General features: G+C 70.1%; 19 protein-coding genes. 13 read left to right on the top strand and 6 right to left on the bottom strand.

Annotated features, from left to right (window positions below; translation table 11 throughout):
- Positions 1-11 precede the first annotated feature (11 nt).
- From C8D87_RS05170 to C8D87_RS48490, 3 genes are read right to left on the bottom strand one after another with little or no spacing between them, the layout of a single operon-like run.
- Positions 12-1,493: an alpha/beta hydrolase gene (locus tag C8D87_RS05170; protein WP_112225716.1), complete on the bottom strand. Its 1,482-nt coding sequence runs from the start codon at positions 1,491-1,493 to the stop codon at positions 12-14.
- 36 nt (positions 1,494-1,529) lie between these two features.
- A complete protein-coding gene (locus C8D87_RS05165) occupies positions 1,530-3,014 on the bottom strand; it encodes an alpha/beta hydrolase (protein WP_112225715.1) in 1,485 nt (494 codons plus the stop codon).
- 19 nt (positions 3,015-3,033) lie between these two features.
- Positions 3,034-3,168: a hypothetical protein gene (locus tag C8D87_RS48490; RefSeq protein WP_267899832.1), complete on the bottom strand. Its 135-nt coding sequence runs from the start codon at positions 3,166-3,168 to the stop codon at positions 3,034-3,036.
- Between the two features lie 269 nt (positions 3,169-3,437).
- Between C8D87_RS48490 and C8D87_RS05160 the strand changes: the two genes are divergently transcribed.
- The 7 genes from C8D87_RS05160 to C8D87_RS05130 all read left to right on the top strand — a co-directional run bounded on the left by C8D87_RS05160 (position 3,438) and on the right by C8D87_RS05130 (position 10,329).
- Positions 3,438-4,421: a ribose-phosphate diphosphokinase gene (locus C8D87_RS05160; protein ID WP_112226275.1), complete on the top strand. Its 984-nt coding sequence runs from the start codon at positions 3,438-3,440 to the stop codon at positions 4,419-4,421.
- A gap of 39 nt (positions 4,422-4,460) precedes the next feature.
- Complete coding sequence (locus C8D87_RS05155) at positions 4,461-5,216, top strand: DUF427 domain-containing protein (RefSeq protein WP_112225714.1); 756 nt, start codon at positions 4,461-4,463, stop codon at positions 5,214-5,216.
- A gap of 62 nt (positions 5,217-5,278) precedes the next feature.
- The gene (locus C8D87_RS05150) at positions 5,279-5,908 is read left to right on the top strand and encodes a TetR/AcrR family transcriptional regulator (protein ID WP_215732174.1); all 630 of its coding nucleotides are present in this window, start codon (positions 5,279-5,281) and stop codon (positions 5,906-5,908) included.
- The gene (locus C8D87_RS05145; RefSeq protein WP_112225712.1) at positions 5,905-7,455 is read left to right on the top strand and encodes an MDR family MFS transporter; all 1,551 of its coding nucleotides are present in this window, start codon (positions 5,905-5,907) and stop codon (positions 7,453-7,455) included. The genes C8D87_RS05150 and C8D87_RS05145 overlap by 4 nt, the downstream gene beginning before the upstream one ends.
- 98 nt (positions 7,456-7,553) lie before the next feature.
- Complete coding sequence (locus tag C8D87_RS05140) at positions 7,554-8,807, top strand: serine hydrolase domain-containing protein (protein WP_112225711.1); 1,254 nt, start codon at positions 7,554-7,556, stop codon at positions 8,805-8,807.
- Complete coding sequence (locus C8D87_RS05135; protein WP_112225710.1) at positions 8,795-9,667, top strand: sensor histidine kinase; 873 nt, start codon at positions 8,795-8,797, stop codon at positions 9,665-9,667. Before C8D87_RS05140 ends, C8D87_RS05135 begins: the two co-directional genes overlap by 13 nt.
- Positions 9,664-10,329 (top strand): response regulator, encoded by a 666-nt coding sequence (locus C8D87_RS05130; protein ID WP_112225709.1) that lies wholly within the window; start codon positions 9,664-9,666, stop codon positions 10,327-10,329. Before C8D87_RS05135 ends, C8D87_RS05130 begins: the two co-directional genes overlap by 4 nt.
- Here C8D87_RS05130 and C8D87_RS05125 read toward each other — a convergent pair.
- Both C8D87_RS05125 and C8D87_RS05120 read right to left on the bottom strand, forming a co-directional pair.
- Entirely contained in the window at positions 10,292-11,737 is a 1,446-nt protein-coding gene (locus C8D87_RS05125; RefSeq protein WP_112225708.1) for an aldehyde dehydrogenase family protein, read from the bottom strand. The genes C8D87_RS05130 and C8D87_RS05125 overlap by 38 nt on opposite strands.
- 30 nt (positions 11,738-11,767) lie before the next feature.
- A complete protein-coding gene (locus C8D87_RS05120; protein ID WP_109641596.1) occupies positions 11,768-12,529 on the bottom strand; it encodes an IclR family transcriptional regulator in 762 nt (253 codons plus the stop codon).
- Between the two features lie 79 nt (positions 12,530-12,608).
- Here C8D87_RS05120 and C8D87_RS05115 point away from each other — a divergent pair, with 79 nt between their 5' ends.
- From C8D87_RS05115 to C8D87_RS05100, 6 genes are read left to right on the top strand one after another with little or no spacing between them, the layout of a single operon-like run.
- Complete coding sequence (locus C8D87_RS05115; RefSeq protein WP_112225707.1) at positions 12,609-15,008, top strand: ATP-binding protein; 2,400 nt, start codon at positions 12,609-12,611, stop codon at positions 15,006-15,008.
- Entirely contained in the window at positions 15,005-15,739 is a 735-nt protein-coding gene (locus C8D87_RS05110; RefSeq protein WP_112225706.1) for a phosphotransferase, read from the top strand. The genes C8D87_RS05115 and C8D87_RS05110 overlap by 4 nt, the downstream gene beginning before the upstream one ends.
- Before the next feature lie 21 nt (positions 15,740-15,760).
- The gene (locus C8D87_RS45700; RefSeq protein WP_170155324.1) at positions 15,761-15,913 is read left to right on the top strand and encodes a hypothetical protein; all 153 of its coding nucleotides are present in this window, start codon (positions 15,761-15,763) and stop codon (positions 15,911-15,913) included.
- A 16-nt stretch (positions 15,914-15,929) separates the two neighbouring features.
- The gene (locus tag C8D87_RS45695) at positions 15,930-16,100 is read left to right on the top strand and encodes a hypothetical protein (protein ID WP_170166311.1); all 171 of its coding nucleotides are present in this window, start codon (positions 15,930-15,932) and stop codon (positions 16,098-16,100) included.
- Between the two features lie 22 nt (positions 16,101-16,122).
- The gene (locus tag C8D87_RS05105; protein WP_233441909.1) at positions 16,123-17,118 is read left to right on the top strand and encodes a YdcF family protein; all 996 of its coding nucleotides are present in this window, start codon (positions 16,123-16,125) and stop codon (positions 17,116-17,118) included.
- A gap of 18 nt (positions 17,119-17,136) precedes the next feature.
- Positions 17,137-17,565, top strand: coding sequence for an HIT family protein (locus tag C8D87_RS05100; RefSeq protein WP_112225705.1), 429 nt, complete (start codon positions 17,137-17,139; stop codon positions 17,563-17,565).
- A 3-nt stretch (positions 17,566-17,568) separates the two neighbouring features.
- Here the strand turns inward: C8D87_RS05100 and C8D87_RS05095 are convergent, their stop codons facing one another.
- Positions 17,569-18,246 (bottom strand): glycosyltransferase family 2 protein, encoded by a 678-nt coding sequence (locus C8D87_RS05095; protein WP_170166310.1) that lies wholly within the window; start codon positions 18,244-18,246, stop codon positions 17,569-17,571.
- Positions 18,247-18,283: the final 37 nt, after the last annotated feature.

Here is an 18,283-nt window from a genome sequence, read left to right as displayed (position 1 = left end):
ACGCAGGGCCGTCAGCGGTGGGCCGGCTGGAACAGCGGCTCTGAGAGGGCCGCGGTCGTGGGCAGGAACGGGTTCGGGTTGGCCGGGCACACGGTCCCGACCGGCGGCAGCGTTCCGTTGAGCAGGTACGCGTTGGTGTGGTCGGTCGCGCACTTGCTCAACCCGTACGCCGTGTGTCCCCAACCCGCGTAAGCGAGCAACCGGCTACCCGCGAGCTGCCGGTTCACGGCCTGGGCGCCGCGGAAGTCCGTGACGCCGTCGAAGTGGTTGCCCACCACCAGAACCGGGGCGTTGGTGCGGGTGCGCCACGGTCCGGTGTAGCGGTCGTGGTTGACGGGCCAGTTCGCGCACGCCGCGTTGCCCCACCACCACGCCGGGCCGAACTCCGAACCCGCCTCGGCGTAACGGGCCGTCGCCCGGTAGGCCTCGAAGGCGCGCGGGAACTCGATGTCCGCGCACACGTTGCCGTTGTAGGCGTCGAAGCCGTTGGGGTAGTCCGGTTCCGCCGCGACGCTCAGCGTGGCCGCGTCGGACAGCTGGTCGAACAGCGTGGCGGTGTCCGGCCAGTCGCGCGGGTTGTACATCGCGCCGATCGCCGTGCTGATCACCGCGTCGTAGGTGTACAGCTGGTCGCCCAGCTGGATCGGCTTGGCACGCACCGAAGCCAGCAACGCGTTCCAGCGTTGCTCCGAGTTCGGGCCGAAGACGCACGCCGCCTCGTCGCAGTTGCGGAGGAACTCGCGGAACTCCTCCTTCGTCGCGATCCGGTCCGACTCGATCTGCCGCCCGCTCGACCACAGCTCGGGGTTGAGCACGCCGTCGACCACGAGAGCGCGGATGTTGTTCGGGAACAGGTTCGCGTAGGTCGCGCCCAGGTACGAGCCGTACGAGAAGCCCAGGTACGAGATCTTGCGGTCACCGACGGCGCGGCGCAGCAGGTCCATGTCCCGTGCGACGTCTGCGGTGCTCATGTGCCGCGCGATCGTCTGGTCGTCGCGGCACTCCGGGCCGAGCGAGCGGTACCGCTCGAAGTACGGCCGTTTCTGCGCCGCCAGGTACGGGAAACCGGGCACGCCCTCGAAGAACTTGTCGAGCTCCTCGGTGCTGGCGAAGCAGTGCAGGGGATCGGACCGGCCGATGCCGCGCGGGTCGAAGCCCACGATGTCGAACCGGCCCTGCAGGTTGGCCGACAGCGTGTTGCCGGCCCTGAGCGCGAAGTCGACGCCGGACCCGCCAGGTCCGCCGGGGTTGAGGAACAGCGACCCGATGCGGCGAGCCTTGTCCGTCGCGGGTTTGCGCGCCAACGCGACGGAAGTGGCCGCGCCGCGCGGGTTGTCGTGGTCCAGTGGCACCTTCACCGAGGCGCACTCGAAGCCGGGATGTTCCGGCCCGCACGCCTGCCAGTCGATCCGCGGCACTCCGGCCTCCGCCAGCGCGACGGGCGCGCCGGTGACCAGGAGTGCGGCGGCCGCGGCGAGCACGGTGACACGCATCGGCAAGCTCCCCTCTTGTCCGCAGAGGGGCCATTCCTACCTTCCCGCCACCGGCCCCGTCGACCGACGAAAGTCTTGATCGCCCAGCTGATGCGCGGGATCGAGGAACGGGTTCGGGTTCGCCGGGCACACCGTTCCTGGCGCGGGCAGCGTGCCGTTGAGCAGGTACGCGTGGATGTGGTCGATCGCGCATTGGCTGCGCCGGTACGCGATGTGTCCCCATCCCGCGTACGCCAGCAGCCGGCTGTTCGGGAGCTGCCGGGCGACGGCTTGGGCGCCGCGGAAGTCCGTCGAGCCGTCGAAGTGGTTGCCCACCACCAGAACCGGCGCGGAGGTGGCCGCACGCCAGGGCCCGGTGTAGCGGTCGGAGTTGACCGGCCAGTCCGCGCACGCGCTGGTGCTCCACCACCAGTACGGCCCGAACTCCGAACCCGCTGCGGCGTAACGGGACACCGCCCGGTAGGCGCCGAACGTGCGCGGGAACTCGATGTCCGCGCACATGTTTCCGAGGTTGGCGTCGAAGAAGTTGTCGTAGACCGCGGCGGCGGCGGAAACCCCCGCGGACGCGTCGGAAAGCTGGTCGAGCGTCGCGGCGATGTCCGTCCAGGCCTCGGACGCGTACCCGGCGAAGAGCGCCCGCTCGATCACGCGGTCGTAGGTCCACACCTCGCCACCGAGCTGGATGGGCTTGACCCGCACCGACGCCAGCAACGCCTCCCACCGTCGCTTCGAGTCGGGGCCGAACGCGCAGGCGGCCTCGTCGCACAGCCGGAAGAACTCGTCGAGCACCTCGCGCGCGGCGACGCGGTCCGACTCGATCTGGCGCCCGCTCGACCACAGTTCGGGGTTGAGCACGCCGTCGATGGCCAGCGCACGGATGTTGCCGGGGAACATGTTCGCGTACGTGGTGCCGAGGTAGGAGCCGTACGACGTGCCGAAGTAGGTGATCTTGCGGTCGCCCAGTGCGCGGCGCAGCAGGTCCATGTCGCGTGCCACGTCGGCGGTGCTCATGTGCCGCGCGATCGGCTGGTCGCAGCGGGAGGCGAGCGAGCGGTACCTGTCGAAGAACGGCCGCTCCTGCTGCGGCGCGTACGGGAAGATCGGCCCGGCGGCGAGGAACTCGGCGCGCTCCTGCTCGTTCGCGAAGCAGCGCAACGGGTTCGACCGCCCGATGCCGCGCGGGTCGAAGCCGACGATGTCGAACCGGCCCTCGGTGCCGGCGGACATCTTCGCGCCCCAGGCCCAGGTGTACTCGATGCCGGACGCACCGGGGCCACCGGGGTTGAACAGCAACGACCCGATGCGCCGTGCCTTGTCGGTGGCGGGCTTGCGCGTCAACGCGACGGTGGTGGCCGCTCCGCGCGGGTGGTCGTGGTCCAGCGGAACCGTGACGGTCGCGCACTCGAAGCCGGGGTGCTCCGGCCCGCACGCGGTCCACTCGATCGGCGGAACCTCGGCCTGGGCGACGGGTGCGGGTACGACCACGAGCGCCACCACGGCGCCGAGCACGATGAGACGCATGGGCCATTCATAGCGACGGTCAGTCGAGCCGTCGATGCTTTTGGCGAACTCCCAGGCGGTCGGCGATCTGGTCGTGGATGGGGGTGCTCATCACGATCGGGTTCGGTGGTGGTGCCGACGCTGTCGGTCCGGAGGTGTCCTGGTCTGCAGGCATGGGTCGAGGGTAGAGACGGCCGTTGACCCATCAAGCACGCTGATCAAGAAATCACACTGGACGTACCCCAAGAGGTGAATCGGAATCAGCCGATCTATACCCAGGGTGGAAGTCGTGGCGTGCTAGAGGGCCACCTGTGGGTGTGCCCGATGGAGGGAATCCATCATGCGCTGCAACGTGGAATCCCACCCGCCGGACGGCCCGTTTGCGTGATCTCGCGGCAATGCTGAACCATCGGGCTCATCGCCGGACGGACGTGGAGCGTGACGATGGTCAGCGGCAAGCCCGGCATCGCCAAACGGCAGCTCATCCTGCTCTCCGGCAGAGCCCACCCCGAGCTCGCGGAGGCGGTCGCCAAGCACCTCGGCGCCGCGATCACCCCGCAGGCCGCCTACGACTTCGCGAACGGGGAGATCTTCGTCCGCTTCGAGGAGTCGGTGCGCGGCGCCGACGCGTTCGTCATGCAGAGCCACAGCGCGCCCATCAACGACTGGCTGATGGAACAGCTGCTCATGGTCGACGCCCTCAAGCGCGCCTCGGCCAAGCGGATCACCGCGGTCGTCCCCTCGTTCCCGTACGCGCGCCAGGACCGCAAGTACGCCGGACGTGAACCGATTTCGGCGCGGCTCGTCGCGAACATGTTCAAGACCGCCGGCGCGGACCGGGTCGTCACCGTCGACCTGCACACCGCGCAGGCGCAGGGCTTCTTCGACGGCCCCGTCGACCACCTGCACGCGATGTGGCTGCTGACCGACCACGTCCGTGCCAGGTACCAGGGCGAGGACCTGGCGATCGTCTCCCCGGACGCCGGCCGCACCAGACTCGCCGAGAAGTGGGCCGACCTGCTCGGCGGGTGCCCCATCGCGTTCATCCACAAGACCCGCGATCCGTTGCGCCCCAACGAGGTCATGGCGAACCGCGTCGTCGGCGACGTCGAGGGACGCACCTGCGTCGTGGTCGACGACATGATCGACACCGCGCTGACGAGCACGGGCGCGGCCCGGCAGCTGCTGGAACAGGGCGCGAAGGACGTCGTCCTCGTCGCCACGCACGGTGTGCTGTCCGCCGACGCGTACGAACGGCTCGTCGCCAGCAAGGCGCGCGAGGTGATCCTGACGGACACGCTGCCGATCCCGCACGAGAAGCGGTTCCCGGGTCTGACCGTGCTGAGCATCGCGCCGCTGCTGGCCCGCGCCATCCAGGAAGTGTTCGAGGACGGCTCCGTGACCAGCCTGTTCGACGGGAACGCCTGACCGGGAAGCACTCCTGCCCGGTCCGTGTTGGTATGTGACATGGGCAACGAGCAGCAGCGTGGCCGCGTGCGGGTTGAGCACTCGGCGAAGCGCGTCCGTGCGTTCTTCGGTGGCGATCTGGTCGCGGACACGACCTCGCCGCGCCTGGTCTGGGAGATCCCGTACTACCCGGCCTACTACCTGCCGCTTTCCTCCGTGCGCGCCGAGCTGAAGCCGACGGGGGAGACCAGGCACTCGCCGAGCAGGGGCGAGGGAGCCGTCCACGACGTCGTCACGGCCGGTGGCACGGCCGAGGGCGCGGCGTTGATCTACACCGACTCTCCGATCGAGGAGCTGCGGGACCTCGTCCGGTTCGAGTTCGCGGCGATGGACGAGTGGCTCGAGGAGGACGAGCCGATCTACGTCCACCCGCGCGACCCGTACAAGCGCGTCGACGTGCTGGGCAGCTCGCGGCACGTCCGGATCGCGCTGGACGGGGTGACGCTGGCGGCGTCCTCGCAGCCGCGGATCCTGTTCGAGACGGGTCTGCCACCGCGCTACTACCTGCCGCTGAGCGACGTCCGCTTCGACCTGCTGAGGCCGTCGGACACGCAGTCGCAGTGCCCGTACAAGGGGACCGCCACCTACTGGTCGGTCGAGGTCGGCGGGAAGGTGCACGAGGACCTCGTCTGGATCTACCGGACGCCGCTGCCGGAGAGTCAGAAAGTCGCGGGGCTGGCGTGCTTCTACACGGAGAAAGTCGATCTTTTCCTCGACGGTGAGCTCCAGCCGAAGCCGAAAACCCCCTGGTCGTAAGCGATTCATTTCACACTCTGCAAAGTTGCAGTCACTGCAAAACGATCCTGTACTCTTGCCCCGTGAACCAGCTGGGGGAGAGCCTGCGCGACCGCAAGAAGCGCCGCACGCGTGCCGCGCTCGAGCGGGCGACCGTGCGTCTCGCCGCCGAGAAGGGCTACGACCACGTCACCGTCGAGGAGATCGCCGCCGAGGCCGACGTCTCGGTGCGCACGTTCTTCAACTACTTCGTGAGCAAGGACGAGGCGCTGATCGGCGCGGACCCGGAGACGGGTCCGCGCATGGCCGAGCGCATCCTGGCCGCGCCCGACGAGGTCACGCCGTTCCAGGCGTACCGGGACTCGGTGCTCGCGGAGATCACCGACGAGCTGAACAACGCCCGCGACCTGTGGCTGCTGCGCAAGGAGGTCCTGATGCAGCGGCCGGACCTGCTGGTCAGGGCGTTCGCCAACAGCGCTGAGTCGGAGCAGCTGCTCGCGAACGCGGTGGGACGACGGGCGGGGCTGCCCGAGTCCGACCTGTACCCGCGGCTGCTCGTCGCCGCCGGAAGCGCCGCGTTCCGCTGTGCGGTGACGCGCTGGGCGCTCGACGACAGCGTCGCGCTGGGGGACCTGGTCAGGGATGCATTGGACCTCTTCGGCACCGGGCTGGCTCACGTACCGCCGCACCACCACGAAGGGGGATCGTCATGAGCACCGAAACCGAAGTGACACCAGTCCACAGCAGACGCGACGTCGTGCAGGCCATGTCGGGCCTGATGCTCGGCATGTTCGTCGCGATCCTGGCCGGCACCGTCGTGTCGAACGCGCTGCCGCGCATCGTCGCCGAGCTCAAGGGCTCGCAGTCGATCTTCGCCTGGATCGTCACGGTCGAGCTGCTCGCGATGACGGCGACCGTGCCGCTGTGGGGCAAGCTCGCCGACCTCTACAGCCGCAAGCTGCTGATCCAGGCGTCGCTCAGCCTGTTCGTCGTCGGCTCGCTGATCGCGGGCTTCTCGCAGAACATCGAGATGCTGATCGTCAGCCGCATCGTGCAGGGCCTGGGCGCCGGCGGCGTCACCGCGCTCGCGACGATCGTGATGGCCGCGATGATCCCGCCGCGGGAACTCGGCAGGTACTCCGGCCTGTTCGGCGCCGTGTTCGGCGTCGGCACCGTCGCCGGCCCGCTGATCGGTGGCGTGCTGGTCGACACCTCGTGGCTCGGCTGGCGCTGGTGCTTCTTCATCGGCGTGCCGTTCACCATCGCCGCGATCTGGCTGCTCCAGCGCACCCTGCACCTGCCGGTCGTGCGCAAGGAGGACACGAAGATCGACTACCTGGGCGCGTTCCTGATCGTGTCCGGTGTGTCGACGCTGCTGATCTGGTCGTCGCTCGCCGGTCAGAAGTTCGACTGGTGGTCGGGCTGGACCGCTGGCCTCGTGTCGCTGGGTGTCCTGCTGCTGGTGGCGGCCGTCCGCGTCGAGGCCACCGCGCACGACCCGATCGTGCCGCTGTCGATCTTCCGCAACCGCACGGTGTCCCTGACGACCATCGCCAGCGCCCTGGTGGGTGTCGCGATGTTCGGCGGCACGGTCTTCCTCTCGCAGTACTTCCAGCTGTCGCTCGGCAAGACGCCGACCCAGGCCGGTCTGCTGGGTCTGCCGCTGATCCTCGGCCTGCTGATCTCGTCGACCGTGGCGGGTCAGCTGATCACGAAGTACGGCAGGTGGAAGGCGTACCTGGTCGCCGGTGGCGTGACCATGGTCGCCGGCCTGCTGCTGCTGTCCACGATCACGGCGCAGACCACGGTGTTCATGGTGTCGGTGCACATGTTCGTGCTCGGCGTCGGTGTGGGCCTGCTGATGCAGAACCTCGTGCTGGCGGCGCAGAACGACGTGCCGGCCAAGGACCTGGGTGCGACGACGTCGACGCTGACGTTCTTCCGCTCGCTGGGCGGTGCGATCGGTGTCTCTGCGCTGGGCGCTGTGCTGGCCAGCAAGGTCTCCTCGCTGGCGGCGGAGAAGTTCGGCCCGATGGGCGGTACCTCCGGCGGTGACCAGGTACCGGACGTCTCGGTGCTGCCGCCCGAGATCAAGGCCGTGGTCGCCGACATCTACGCGACCGCCACGGCGGAGATCTTCCTGGTGGGAGCGCCGTTCGCGGTGCTGGCGCTGCTCGCGGTGCTGTTCATCAAGGAGAAGCCGCTCAAGGAGCAGAGCGGTGACGACCGGCTTGCGGCGGAGATGGCCGCGAGCCACTGATCACCTCGTTGCGCTGACCGGACCCCTGACTTTCGTCGGGGGTCCGGTCTGTCTTTCAGGTCGGGTCTTCTGTTCGCCCGGTCCCTAGGTTTCCGCTCATGAAAAGCATCTGGGGTGCGGTGATCACGCTGGTGTTCAGCGTGACGCCGACCGATCTGTCTTCTGTGGACGGCTATGTGCGGTCGTTCATGGACTCGGCCTCCTATCCCGGCGTCGCCGTCGCGATCACCAAGGGGGACCGGGTGATCGCGGCGAGGGGCTACGGACACGACTCGGCCGGTGCGCCGATCACCCCCGACTCGAAGATGGCCATCGCGTCGGTCAGCAAGTCGTTCACGGCGCTGGCGGTCCGCCAGCTCGCCGACGCCGGGAAGATCGACCTGGACCGGCCGGTGTTCGACTCGCGGGTCACGCCGCGCCAGCTGCTCAGCCACACGTCCGGCCTCAGCGACCGCACGTTGCCGGAGAAGAGCCTGCCGCAGCCGAACACGACCGAGGAGGCGGTGGAGCGGGCGCGGGAAGTCCTGCGCTCAGCCGAGCCCGACGGCCGGTTCCGCTACACCAACACCAACTACCACCTGGCCGCGCGGCTGGTCGAGCTGGCTTCCGGGGAGAACTTCAACTCGTATCTGCGCAAGCACGTCTTCGAACCTCTGGGCATGCGGGACACGGTCGCGATCGACGTGGCGCCGCGCGACCTGCCGCCGGACTACCGGCGCGGCCACGGCTACGCCTACGGGTTCTCGGTCGCGGTGACCGAGCCACATCGGTTCCTCACGGGTTCGGACGGTGTGATCAGCACCGCGGCGGACATGGCCAAGTGGCTGGCCGCACAGCCGAAGCTGGCACCGCAGGACGGGATGGGCTGGGAGACCGACTCGCAGGGGGTGTTGCGGCACAACGGGATCTGGTTCACGAGCACGGCCGGGCAGCTGCTGACGCCGTCCGGCTACGGGATCGCGGTGATGGTCAACAGCGGCATCGGGCTCGGCAACGAGGGCACGTACGCGCTGGAGAACGGCATCGCCGACGTCCTCGACGGCAGGACGCCCGCCTCACCCTCGTCGTACCGGCTGGTCGTCGACCTCGTGCTGGCCGGGCTCACGGTGTTGTCGTTGGTGCTGGGGGCGCGGGCGTTGCGGCGGCCGCGCAAGCTGCACAAGGCGTGGCAGGTGTTCAGGCTGGTGCCGTTGGGCGTGCTGGTGGCGTTGCCGGCGTTGCTCGGGCTGCTGTACGGCGGGCGGGACATCTCGTTCTTCCAACTGGTGCACTACGCGCTGCCGCTTGTGGTGTGGTTGGGCGTGTCCGGCGTGATGAACCTCGGGGTGGGAGTCGTGAAATGGCAGCGCTGAGGGTCGTGGCGCTCGCGGCGTGCGTCGCCGCTGCCGTTGCGGTGTCGTACTTCATGCGGGAGAACGTGCCGCCGTGGACGATCGCGGTGTGCGCCGTGGCGTTCGTGGCCGCGTTCCTGCTCGGGCGCCGGATGGAACCCGGCTGGCCCACGTTCCTGTTCCTGGCGGGAGGTCTCCTGGAGCTCACAGCGCTCATCGTCGTGGGGCTGGCGGTGGCGCTGCCGTGGTTCCTCGGCCGGGTGGCGTACCAGCAGGCCGCGCTGGCCGCGACCGGGGTCGAGGCCGCCCACCTGCGGGAACGCACGCGGATCGCGCACGAGGTCCACGACACGCTGGGCCACGAGCTCAGCCTGCTGGCCCTGCAGGCGGGTGCGCTGGAGATGAACCTGCCGCCCGAGCACCAGGCGGATGCCGCTCAGCTCCGGATGACGGCGGCCGCGGCCACGGAACGCCTGGCGGACCTCGTGTTCCTGCTGCGCGACGGCGACCCGCCCGCGGTGGCGGACCTGAAGGACCTCGTGGACCGCGCGGTGGCGTCCGGGATGCGGGTCGAGTTCACAGTGGAGGGTCGGACTCCGTCCACTGTGGAACGGACCGTGCATCGGGTGGTGCAGGAAGCGTTGACGAACGCCGCGAAGCACGCGCCGAAGTCCGTGGTGCTGCTGAAGGTGTCGACGGCCGATGCCACGACGGTGGTCGAGGCGGGCAACGACGCCGGGCTGCGGCGTGGCGCGGGCAGCCGGCTGGGGTTGATCGCGCTGCGGGAACGGGTGCGGCTGGCGGGAGGTACGCTCCGGACCAGCCGTGGTGACGGCAGGTTCGAGCTGGTCGCCACGCTTCCGCACTCGGGGGAGCTGTGATTCGCGTTCTGCTGGCCGACGACGAGGCGATGGTGCGCGCGGGTGTGCGCGCCATCCTCGGTTCGGATCAGGCACTGGAGGTGGTCGCGGAGGCGTCGGACGGTCGCGAGGCGATCGACCTGGCGCTCAGGCACCGGCCGGACGTCGTGCTGCTGGACATCCGGATGCCCAGGCTCGACGGGCTCGAAGCCGCACGTGAGCTGGCGCGCCTGGGTTTCGGCGTGGCGATGCTGACGACGTTCAACGACGACGGCTACCTCGAACAGGCCCTGGACGGCGGTGCGCGCGGCTTCCTGCTGAAGTCAGGGGATCCGCGCGAGCTGATCGCGGGCGTGCACGCGCTGGCGTCCGGCGGTGCCTACCTGGCGCCGAAGGTCGCTGCCCGGATGATCACGCGGTTCCGCGGGGGACGGGTCGGAGAGGCCCGTTCCCGCGTGGAGTCGCTGACCTCGCGGGAACGGGACGTGCTCGCGTTGCTCGGCGAAGGCCTGTCGAACGCGCAGATCGCGCGGCGGCTGGACCTCGTCGAGGGCACCGTGAAGGGGCACGTGAGCGCCATCCTGACCCGGCTCGGGGCGCAGAACCGGGTGCAGGCGGCGATCGTGGCGCACGAGGCCGGGCTGATCAGTACGGGAAGTGGCCAGGACCTCCGGCGACCGTGACCCAGCGCGTGGCGGAGAACACCTCGATGCCCCACCGGCCACCGAACCTGCCGTAGCCACTGGCCTTCACGCCGCCGAACGGTGCCTGCGGCTCGTCGTCCACCGTCTGGTTGCCGACGTGGGCGATGCCCGTGCGGATCCGGCGCGCGAGGGCGAGGCCGCGCCGCGAGTCCTCGGTGAGGATGCCCGTGCTGAGGCCGTGTTCGGTGTCGTTCGCGATGGCGACCGCCTCGTCGTCGTCCGCGACCGCCGTCACGACGACGGCCGGCCCGAAGATCTCCTCCTGGAAGATCCGCATGTCCGGGGTCACGCCGTCCAGCACGGTCGCCGCGCCGTCACCACCGGTCCGGATCCGCGCGCCGGCGCCGACCGCCTCGGAGACCAGCGCGGCCACGCGTTCGGCGGCGCGCGGGCTGATCACCGGCCCGATCACCGTGCCGGGGTCGGCCGGGTCACCGTGGGGCAGCGAGGCGACCTTGGCGGCGAGCTTCGCCGTGAACTCCTCTGCCACTGCCCGGTGCACGAGAATCCGGTCGGTCGACATGCAGATCTGGCCCGCGTTGTGGAAGGAGCCGAACGTCGCCGCGTCGACCGCATGATCAAGATCGGCGTCATCGAGCACCAGCAACGAGTTCTTGCCGCCGAGCTCCAGCACGGCGGGCTTGAGGTGTTGCGCGGCAAGGGTTCCGATGATCCGCCCGACCTCGGTCGACCCGGTGAAGTTCACCGCCCGCACCCGCGGGTCGCCGATCAGCACCTGCGCGACCTCGGCCGCGTCGTCCGGCGCGTTCGTCACGACGTTGACCACACCCGCCGGCAGCCCGGCCTCCTGCAGCACGTCGGCGATGAACAGCCCCGACGCGATCGGCGCGTCCTCGCTCGGCTTGAGCACCACGGTGTTGCCCGCGGCGATCGGCGCCGCAACCGCCCGCGTGCCGAGGATGATCGGCGCGTTCCACGGCGCGAACGCCGCCACGACCCCGAGCGGCTCCCGCACCGCGAGCGACAGCTGCCCCGGCGTCTCCGTGGTCAGCACCTCGCCCACGGGCTGCGAGACCGCCGCGGCTGCCTCACGCAGGATGTTGGCCGCCAGCATGATGTTGAACCCGGCCCACCCGCCGACGCCGCCAACCTCCCCGGCCATGAGCGCGATCGCCTCGGACGTGCGGGCCTCCATGCAGTCTGCCGCGCGCAACAGGATCCGGCGCCGGGTGGACGGCGAGGTCGCCGACCACTCCGCGAACGCCTCCTGCGCCGCGTCGACAGCACGCGTGACGTCCGCTTTCCCAGCAGCGGCGACAACGGCGTGCACCTCACCCGTGTAAGGGTTGAGGTCATCAGTGGTGCGGCCGTCCAGTGCGGGAACACTTTCGCCGCCGATGAAGAGCTGACGTGTTTCGCTTGCCACGGTTGAAGATTCAACCGGTAGTGACGTGGTTCATCCAAGCCCGGCTTCCGGTGGATGGAAACCGGGTTCCAACGTCCGCCCGATCCCGCTGGCCGCCACCTGCAACGCCGCCACCAGCCGAGCCCGCACGTTGCGCAGGTCGGGCACCACGATCCCGAGCGCCGCCACGACGTGCCCGTCCACCTCGACCGGCACCGCCACGCTGCACGCCCCGAGCGTCATCTCCTCGAACGTCTGCGCGTACCCGTCCCGCCGGATCCGCTGCAACTGCGCCCGCATCCGCCCCGGCTCGGTGACCGTGTAGGCCGTGAGCCGCGTCAGGCGGTGCTGCAGCACCTCCTCCTGCACCTCAGGGGGCGCGTGCGCGAGCAACACCTTCCCCACACCGGTCGAGTGCAACGGCAACCTGCTGCCGGTGGAGCTGACGATCGGCACCGAAGCGTGCCCCGACACCCTGTCGAGGTACAGCACCTCCGTCCCCTCGCGCACGGCCAGATGCACCACGGCCCGCGTCGCGGCGTGCAGGTCGTGCAGAAACGGCTCGGCCACCCGGCTGAGGTCGACCTCGCCCGCCGCGAGCAACCCGAGCCGCCAGATCCGCCGGCCGATGACGTACTCGCCGGACTCCAGCCTGCGCACCGCACCCCACGCGACCAGCTCGGCCAGGAGCCGGTGCGCGGTGCTGATCGGCAGGCCGCTGCGGCGCGCGATGCCGCTCAGGGTCTGGCGGCGGTGGCGGGTGTCGAACGTGCCGAGCAGCGAGAGCAGTTTGGCGGAGACGGTGGCGGCCATTCGCGAATTCTGCCCCGTTCGCCTGGGAACGGCTGCTGACGACGCCGGGGGAGCGCTGACCCGCACTTAGTATCGGCTGGTGGCCGGAACTCAAGAGGGAAAACTCCGTGCGCTGCACCGGGCACTCGCCGCGCATCCCAACGAACCAGTGCTGTTCGCCGACCTGATCCGGGAGGTGTGGGGCGACAACCCACCCACAGGCCCGCTGCCGGCCCTGCGCACGCTGGTGAAGCGGCTCCGCCGGTCCATTCCGGACGAAGTGGTCACCGACGCGTCCGGATACCGCCTGAAGCTACGCACACCGGGCCCGTGCCAGCTGCCCGCCGACCTGCCGGACTTCGTGGGCCGCGAGCACGAACTGGAAAGCCTCGAACGGCAGGAGGGCGCGGTCGCGATCACCGGGCCGCCCGGTGTGGGCAAGACGGCGCTCGCGGTGCGGCTCGCGCACCGGTTGCGGGAGCGGTACTTCGACGGGCAGCTGTACGTCAACCTGCGGGCGTTCGCGTCCGGGCCGCCGGTGACGCCGGAGCAGGCGTTGAGCGGGTTTCTGCGGGCGCTCGGGGTGCCGCAGGCGGCGATTCCGGCGAGTCTTGACGCGCAGGTCGGCCTGTACCGGGAGAAGCTCGACGGCAGGCGGGTGCTGGTCGTGCTCGACAACGCCGTCGAGGACGTGATCGAACCGCTCGTGCCGGATCGGCCGGGGTGCCTCGCGATCGTCACGAGCCGGCACGACCTGCCCGGTCAGCTGCGGCTCGACGTGCTGGCGGACGACGCCGCGCACGACCTGCTGGTCAGCATGCGCGTGGGAGGCACGGCCGAGGAACGCACCGAGCTCGTGCGGTTGTGCGCGCACCTGCCGCTCGCGTTGCGCATCGCGGGGGCGAACGTGGCACACGGGCACATCGAGGACTACCTGGACGAGCTGCGCGGCGATCGGCTGGACGTGCTGGAGATCGACGGCGACGCCGCCGTGCGGGCCACGTTCGAGCTGTCCTACCGGGCGCTCAGCGACGAGGCGAAGCGCGTGTTCCGGCGGCTCGGGCTGACGCCTGGCGCGGACATCGGGCTCGACGCGGCCACGGCGCTCGCGGGGCGCGATCCCGAGGTGCAGCTCGACGAGCTGGTGCGGGCCGGGCTCGTCGACCACGTTGGAGTTCGCTATCAGCTGCACGACCTCATCAGGCTGTTCGCCGGCGACGCCGCGGACGACGACGACCAGGCCGGGCTGCTCGACATGTACGCGTGGTACTTGAGGACCGCCTTCAATGCCGTCAGCAAGATCGTGCCCGAGACGAGCCTGCTGACCGAACCCGACCTGGACGGGCCGAGCCTCACCTTCGCCGACCGGGACGACGCGGGGGCGTGGCTGGAGGAGGAGCACTCCAACCTGGTCGCGGCGGTCGTTGCCGCGCCGTCGCCGTACGCGCAGCAGCTCGCCGACGCCCTGCGGATCTACCTGCACATCGGCCGGTTCGAGATCGACAAGGCGGTAGTGTTCCGCGCCGGACTGCGGACCGCGCGGGCGGCGGGCGATCTGGCCGGGCAGTCCGCGGCGCTGTTCGGCCTGGGCATGTCCTGCTGGACCCGCAGCGAGTACCGCGACGCACTCGCCAGCTTCGCCGAGGCCCTGGAGTACGCCCAGACGCCGTACGCGGTGGCGTCGATCAGGAACGCGGCCGGGATCGTGTACTCCGAGATGGGTGAGACCCGGCGGGCCGACGAGTGTTTCGCCGAAGCGCTGCGGATCCGGCGGGAGCTCGGCGACGAACGCGGGATCGGCGCCGCGTTGATGAACCTCGGGATCTCCCACGGCACGCGTGGCGAACTGCGCCAGGCGGCCGAGTACATCCAGGAGTGCAAGGAGCTGAGCGAGCACCTCGGGTTGTACAACCAGCTCGCGATCGCGCTGGACAACCTCTCCGTGGCCTACTTCGAGCTGGGTGACCTGGACGCGGCACTGACGTCGAGCATCGAGTCGGTACAGCTGCACACCTCCCAGGACCAGCAACGCGCCCTCGCCAACGCCCTGGCCAGCCTCGCCCGCATCCACGCCGAACGCGGCGAGATCGCGGACGGGCTCAGTGCGGCGGAGCGGTGCCTCGTCGTCGCGCGGGAGGCCGAGCACCCGAAGGCGCGGATCGACTGCCTCGTCGCGCTGGCCGTGCTGGAACCGGAGAAGGCCGAGCAGCACGCGGGTGAGGCCGTCGAGCTCGGCCGCAAGGTCGGCTACGGGCCCGGCGTGATCACCGCGTCCATCCTGCTCGCCCGCGCGACCCGGTCGCTGGAGCTGATCGACGAGGTGATCGGCACCATCCAGGAGACCGACAGCTTCATGGACCACTCCCGCGCGTTGCTGGTCCGCGCGGAGATCACCGGATCCGCCGGCACGGCACGGGAGGCGCTGGAGGCGGCCGAGCGGCGCGGCCAGGCGAAAGTCGCTTCGGACGCGCGATCGTTGCTGGTAACACTGGGCGCGTGACGTACCTGGGTGAGGGCTGGGACAGCAGGGCCGAGCTGGTCGACGGCTGGGTGGAACGGCGGCCACGCCGTCCGGAGGCCGTGCCGCAGCTGCTGCGCGAGTCGGTGGTGATGCCGTGGCTCGCGCCGCAGCTGCCGTTGCCGGTCCCCGTACCGGTGGTGATCTCGGAGGAGCCGCTGGCCGTGCGGCACGAGCTGGTGCCAGGTGACGAACTGACGACGTTCAACGCCGCGCAGGGCCGGCAGCTGGGCGAGTTCCTGCGGGCACTGCACGCGGTTCCGATCGCCCAGGCGGAGCAACGAGGTGTCGGCCGGATGACGCTGCCGGTCCAGCGGTTCCGCGACGAGGTCCGGGTGCCGGGCGGCGAGGCGTTGCTGGCCAGGATCGACGGGCTGCCCGCGGACACGCTCGTGCACGGCGACCTCGGCCCGGAGCACGTGCTGGGCAGCGACGGCGTGCTGACCGGCGTGATCGACTTCGGTGACCTGCACGTCGGCGACGCGGCGATCGACCTGGCCTGGGCGCTGAACTCCACACCGCCCGAGTTCGCGGACGCGCTCGCCGAGACCTACGGCGTCACCGGCGAACTGCGGGAGCGGGCCCTGATCTGGCACCAGCTGGGACCGTGGCACGAAGTGTTGTACGGCAACGACATCGGCGACCCCCAGGTCGCGGCCGAGGGTCTGCAAGGCGTGCGTGACCGGCTGAGGATCTGGGTATCCCCTGGCTGAGACTACTGTCAGGAGGAGCAGATGCCCTGGGTTCGTCGGCACCGCCGCAGCGCCCCGTACAGCTGGTTCCGCACCACCACGGTCCGCAGCCACTACCGCAGGCCACCCGGTGGGGTCCTCGTCCCGGTCCTCGTCGTGATCGCGGTGATCCTGCTGCTCATCGCCCTGTTCTGAGGGTAGGGTCGGGGTCATGGGGCAGTTGGGTGAGTTGTTCCCGGGACGCAAGCTCCGCAGTGAGGCGGGGGACTCCGGTACCGGCGAGGACCACGAGGAGACCGGTCCGCTCGACCTCACGGCGGGTGCCGTGCGGCTGAGGCCGCGGCCGAAGCCCGCTGCCCCAGAACCCGAGAGCACCGAGTGATCAACGGTATTACGCTGTGTCGGTGCTCGCCGGCCTGCTGTTCCTGATCCCCGCGTCGTTCTTCGTCTACGGGGTCATGCGTGACCGCCGCAGGCTGAGCAACGCGATCTGGCTCGGCATCACGCTGGTGATGCTGCTGCTCCTGCTCGCCGAGGCCGGGCAGGACAACCCGGTGATCAGCCTGCCGCTGCTGCTCGCGTTCATGCTGGCGGTGCTGGGCCTTCTGCTGCTGCCGCTGGCGTTGCTCGCGAACGGCCTGGTCATGGTTCGCCGCGAGGGCCGATCGCTGGGCAACCTGCTGTCGCTGCTGGCCGGGCTCGCCCTGATCGGTGAGATGATCTACTTCGCCTGGGGCATCAGCCAGCCCAACGACTGGATCCGCGGCAGCGCGATCGGCCTGTTCCTGGTGTCCGCCTACATCGCGTTCCTGTTCGTGAGCCTGCTGCTGTACTCCGTGATCTACGGCCGCACCGGCCGCCGAAGCGGTTTCGACGGCATCGTGGTGCTCGGCGCGGGCCTGATCGGCTCGAAGGTGCCGCCGCTGCTGGCATCGCGGCTCGACCGCGCGCTGCGGCTGTACCGGCGCGACCACGCGGCCGGCCGGTCACCGGTGATCGTCGTGTCGGGCGGCCAGGGCGCCGACGAGGACGTCTCCGAAGCGTTCGCGATGCGCCGGTACCTGCTCGAGCGCGGCGTGCCCGACGACGACGTGGTGCTGGAGGACCAGGCGACCACGACGGAGGAGAACCTCCGCTACAGCAAGCAGTTGCTGGCCGAGCGCGGCCTGAACGGCCGGGTCGTCGCGGTCACCAACAACTACCACGTCTTCCGCACCGCCGTGCTGTCGCGCAACCAGGGACTGCGGTTGCAGGTCATCGGCGCGCCGACGGCCTGGTACTTCGTGCCCAGCGCGTTCCTGCGGGAGTTCGTGGCGCTGCTGGTCCGCAACCCGGTCGTGCACGGGCTGGCGTGCGCGGTGCTGATGGCGGGCGGGCTCGCGCTGACCCAGATCAGCTGATCCGGCTCGGGGAGAGACATGCACGAGGAATGCGTCTTCTGCGCGATCGTCGCCGGGGAGGCCGAGGCGAGCGTGGTCTGCGAGGACGACCGGGTGGTCGCGTTCATGGACCTGGGCGCTGTTACGCCCGGACACGTCCTTGTGGTGCCACGGGTGCACGCCGTAGGTCTGGAAGACCTCGACGAGGACACGAGTGCACACGTCTGGAGAGTCGGTCATCGCATCGGTCGCGCTCTTCGGCGTTCCGGCCTGCGCTGCGAGGGCGTCAACGTGTTCCTGGCCGACGGTGAGGCTGCCTTCCAGGAGATCTTCCACTTCCACCTGCACGTCTTCCCGCGCTTCCGGGGCGACAGCTTCCGCATCGACGCCGACTGGTCCACCCGCGCCCGCCATCTGCTCGACGAGGAGGCTCTGCGCGTTCGGCGGGGCTTGGCCGAGATCGGCTGAGGCTCAGGTCGTCTCGCCCGGCTTGCGCTCCCACGCGGACTGCCCCCACTTCGCGACGAACGCCTGCTTGTCCATCTTGGACTGATCGCGCAGCAACGGGTTCCCGGCCGTGGAAGCGTTGGGGTGCAGGTGTTCCACGGTGACGCCACCGACGAGGACCGTGCCGCCCATCGCCTGCGCCCGCCACTCCAGGTCGTCGTCGCCGTACCACCAGCGGAACCGCTCGTCCGCGCGCAGCCCGGCCTGGCCGCTCAGCACGAACGCGTAGCCGGTGAGCCTGTTGTGCCGGGGCATGATCGGGCCCTGCACCGTGTTGTGCCAGTCCTCGCCGCGCCCGATCTGGTCCGGGTAGGCGATCACGGCGCCGGTGCGGTCCATCGCCTCGGCCATCGCGCCCATGAAGCCGGGCGGCAGCACGAGGTCGTCGTTCAGCAGCGCCACCACGTACTTCTCCCCGGCGGCCTGCTCGTGCGCCCAGTCCAGGCCGATGTTCCACAGCCTGCTGAGGTTCGGCGGCTGCTCCTCGTCGCGAATGACAGCGGCCGGTACGGAGGAGACCGGCGGCGTGCCGGCGTTGTCGATCACGAGCACGCGTTCCGGCGGCAGGGCGAGGGTCGCGACGGTCTGCCGCAGCTCGGCCGGGCGGTCGTGGGTGGGGATGACCGCGAACGTGAGCGTCATGATCGTCATCATGGCACGGTGGGCAGGGTCGCCCCGG

The sequence above is a fragment of the Lentzea atacamensis genome, from assembly GCF_003269295.1.
GTDB classification, from domain to species: domain Bacteria; phylum Actinomycetota; class Actinomycetes; order Mycobacteriales; family Pseudonocardiaceae; genus Lentzea; species Lentzea atacamensis.
Note: the sequence above shows the minus strand (reverse complement) of the source record. Positions and strands in the feature narration are given on the sequence as shown.

What these genes read in the sequence shown, in the direction of transcription:
- C8D87_RS05170 (WP_112225716.1), bottom strand. Translation starts at nt 1,493, where the DNA reads ATGCGTGTCACCGTGCTCGCCGCGGCCGCCGCACTCCTGGTCACCGGC.
- C8D87_RS05165 (WP_112225715.1), bottom strand. Translation starts at nt 3,014, where the DNA reads ATGCGTCTCATCGTGCTCGGCGCCGTGGTGGCGCTCGTGGTCGTACCC.
- C8D87_RS48490 (WP_267899832.1), bottom strand. Translation starts at nt 3,168, where the DNA reads ATGCCTGCAGACCAGGACACCTCCGGACCGACAGCGTCGGCACCACCA.
- C8D87_RS05160 (WP_112226275.1), top strand. Translation starts at nt 3,438, where the DNA reads ATGGTCAGCGGCAAGCCCGGCATCGCCAAACGGCAGCTCATCCTGCTC.
- C8D87_RS05155 (WP_112225714.1), top strand. Translation starts at nt 4,461, where the DNA reads ATGGGCAACGAGCAGCAGCGTGGCCGCGTGCGGGTTGAGCACTCGGCG.
- C8D87_RS05145 (WP_112225712.1), top strand. Translation starts at nt 5,905, where the DNA reads ATGAGCACCGAAACCGAAGTGACACCAGTCCACAGCAGACGCGACGTC.
- C8D87_RS05140 (WP_112225711.1), top strand. Translation starts at nt 7,554, where the DNA reads ATGAAAAGCATCTGGGGTGCGGTGATCACGCTGGTGTTCAGCGTGACG.
- C8D87_RS05135 (WP_112225710.1), top strand. Translation starts at nt 8,795, where the DNA reads ATGGCAGCGCTGAGGGTCGTGGCGCTCGCGGCGTGCGTCGCCGCTGCC.
- C8D87_RS05120 (WP_109641596.1), bottom strand. Translation starts at nt 12,529, where the DNA reads ATGGCCGCCACCGTCTCCGCCAAACTGCTCTCGCTGCTCGGCACGTTC.
- C8D87_RS45700 (WP_170155324.1), top strand. Translation starts at nt 15,761, where the DNA reads ATGCCCTGGGTTCGTCGGCACCGCCGCAGCGCCCCGTACAGCTGGTTC.
- C8D87_RS45695 (WP_170166311.1), top strand. Translation starts at nt 15,930, where the DNA reads ATGGGGCAGTTGGGTGAGTTGTTCCCGGGACGCAAGCTCCGCAGTGAG.
- C8D87_RS05100 (WP_112225705.1), top strand. Translation starts at nt 17,137, where the DNA reads ATGCACGAGGAATGCGTCTTCTGCGCGATCGTCGCCGGGGAGGCCGAG.
- C8D87_RS05095 (WP_170166310.1), bottom strand. Translation starts at nt 18,246, where the DNA reads ATGACGCTCACGTTCGCGGTCATCCCCACCCACGACCGCCCGGCCGAG.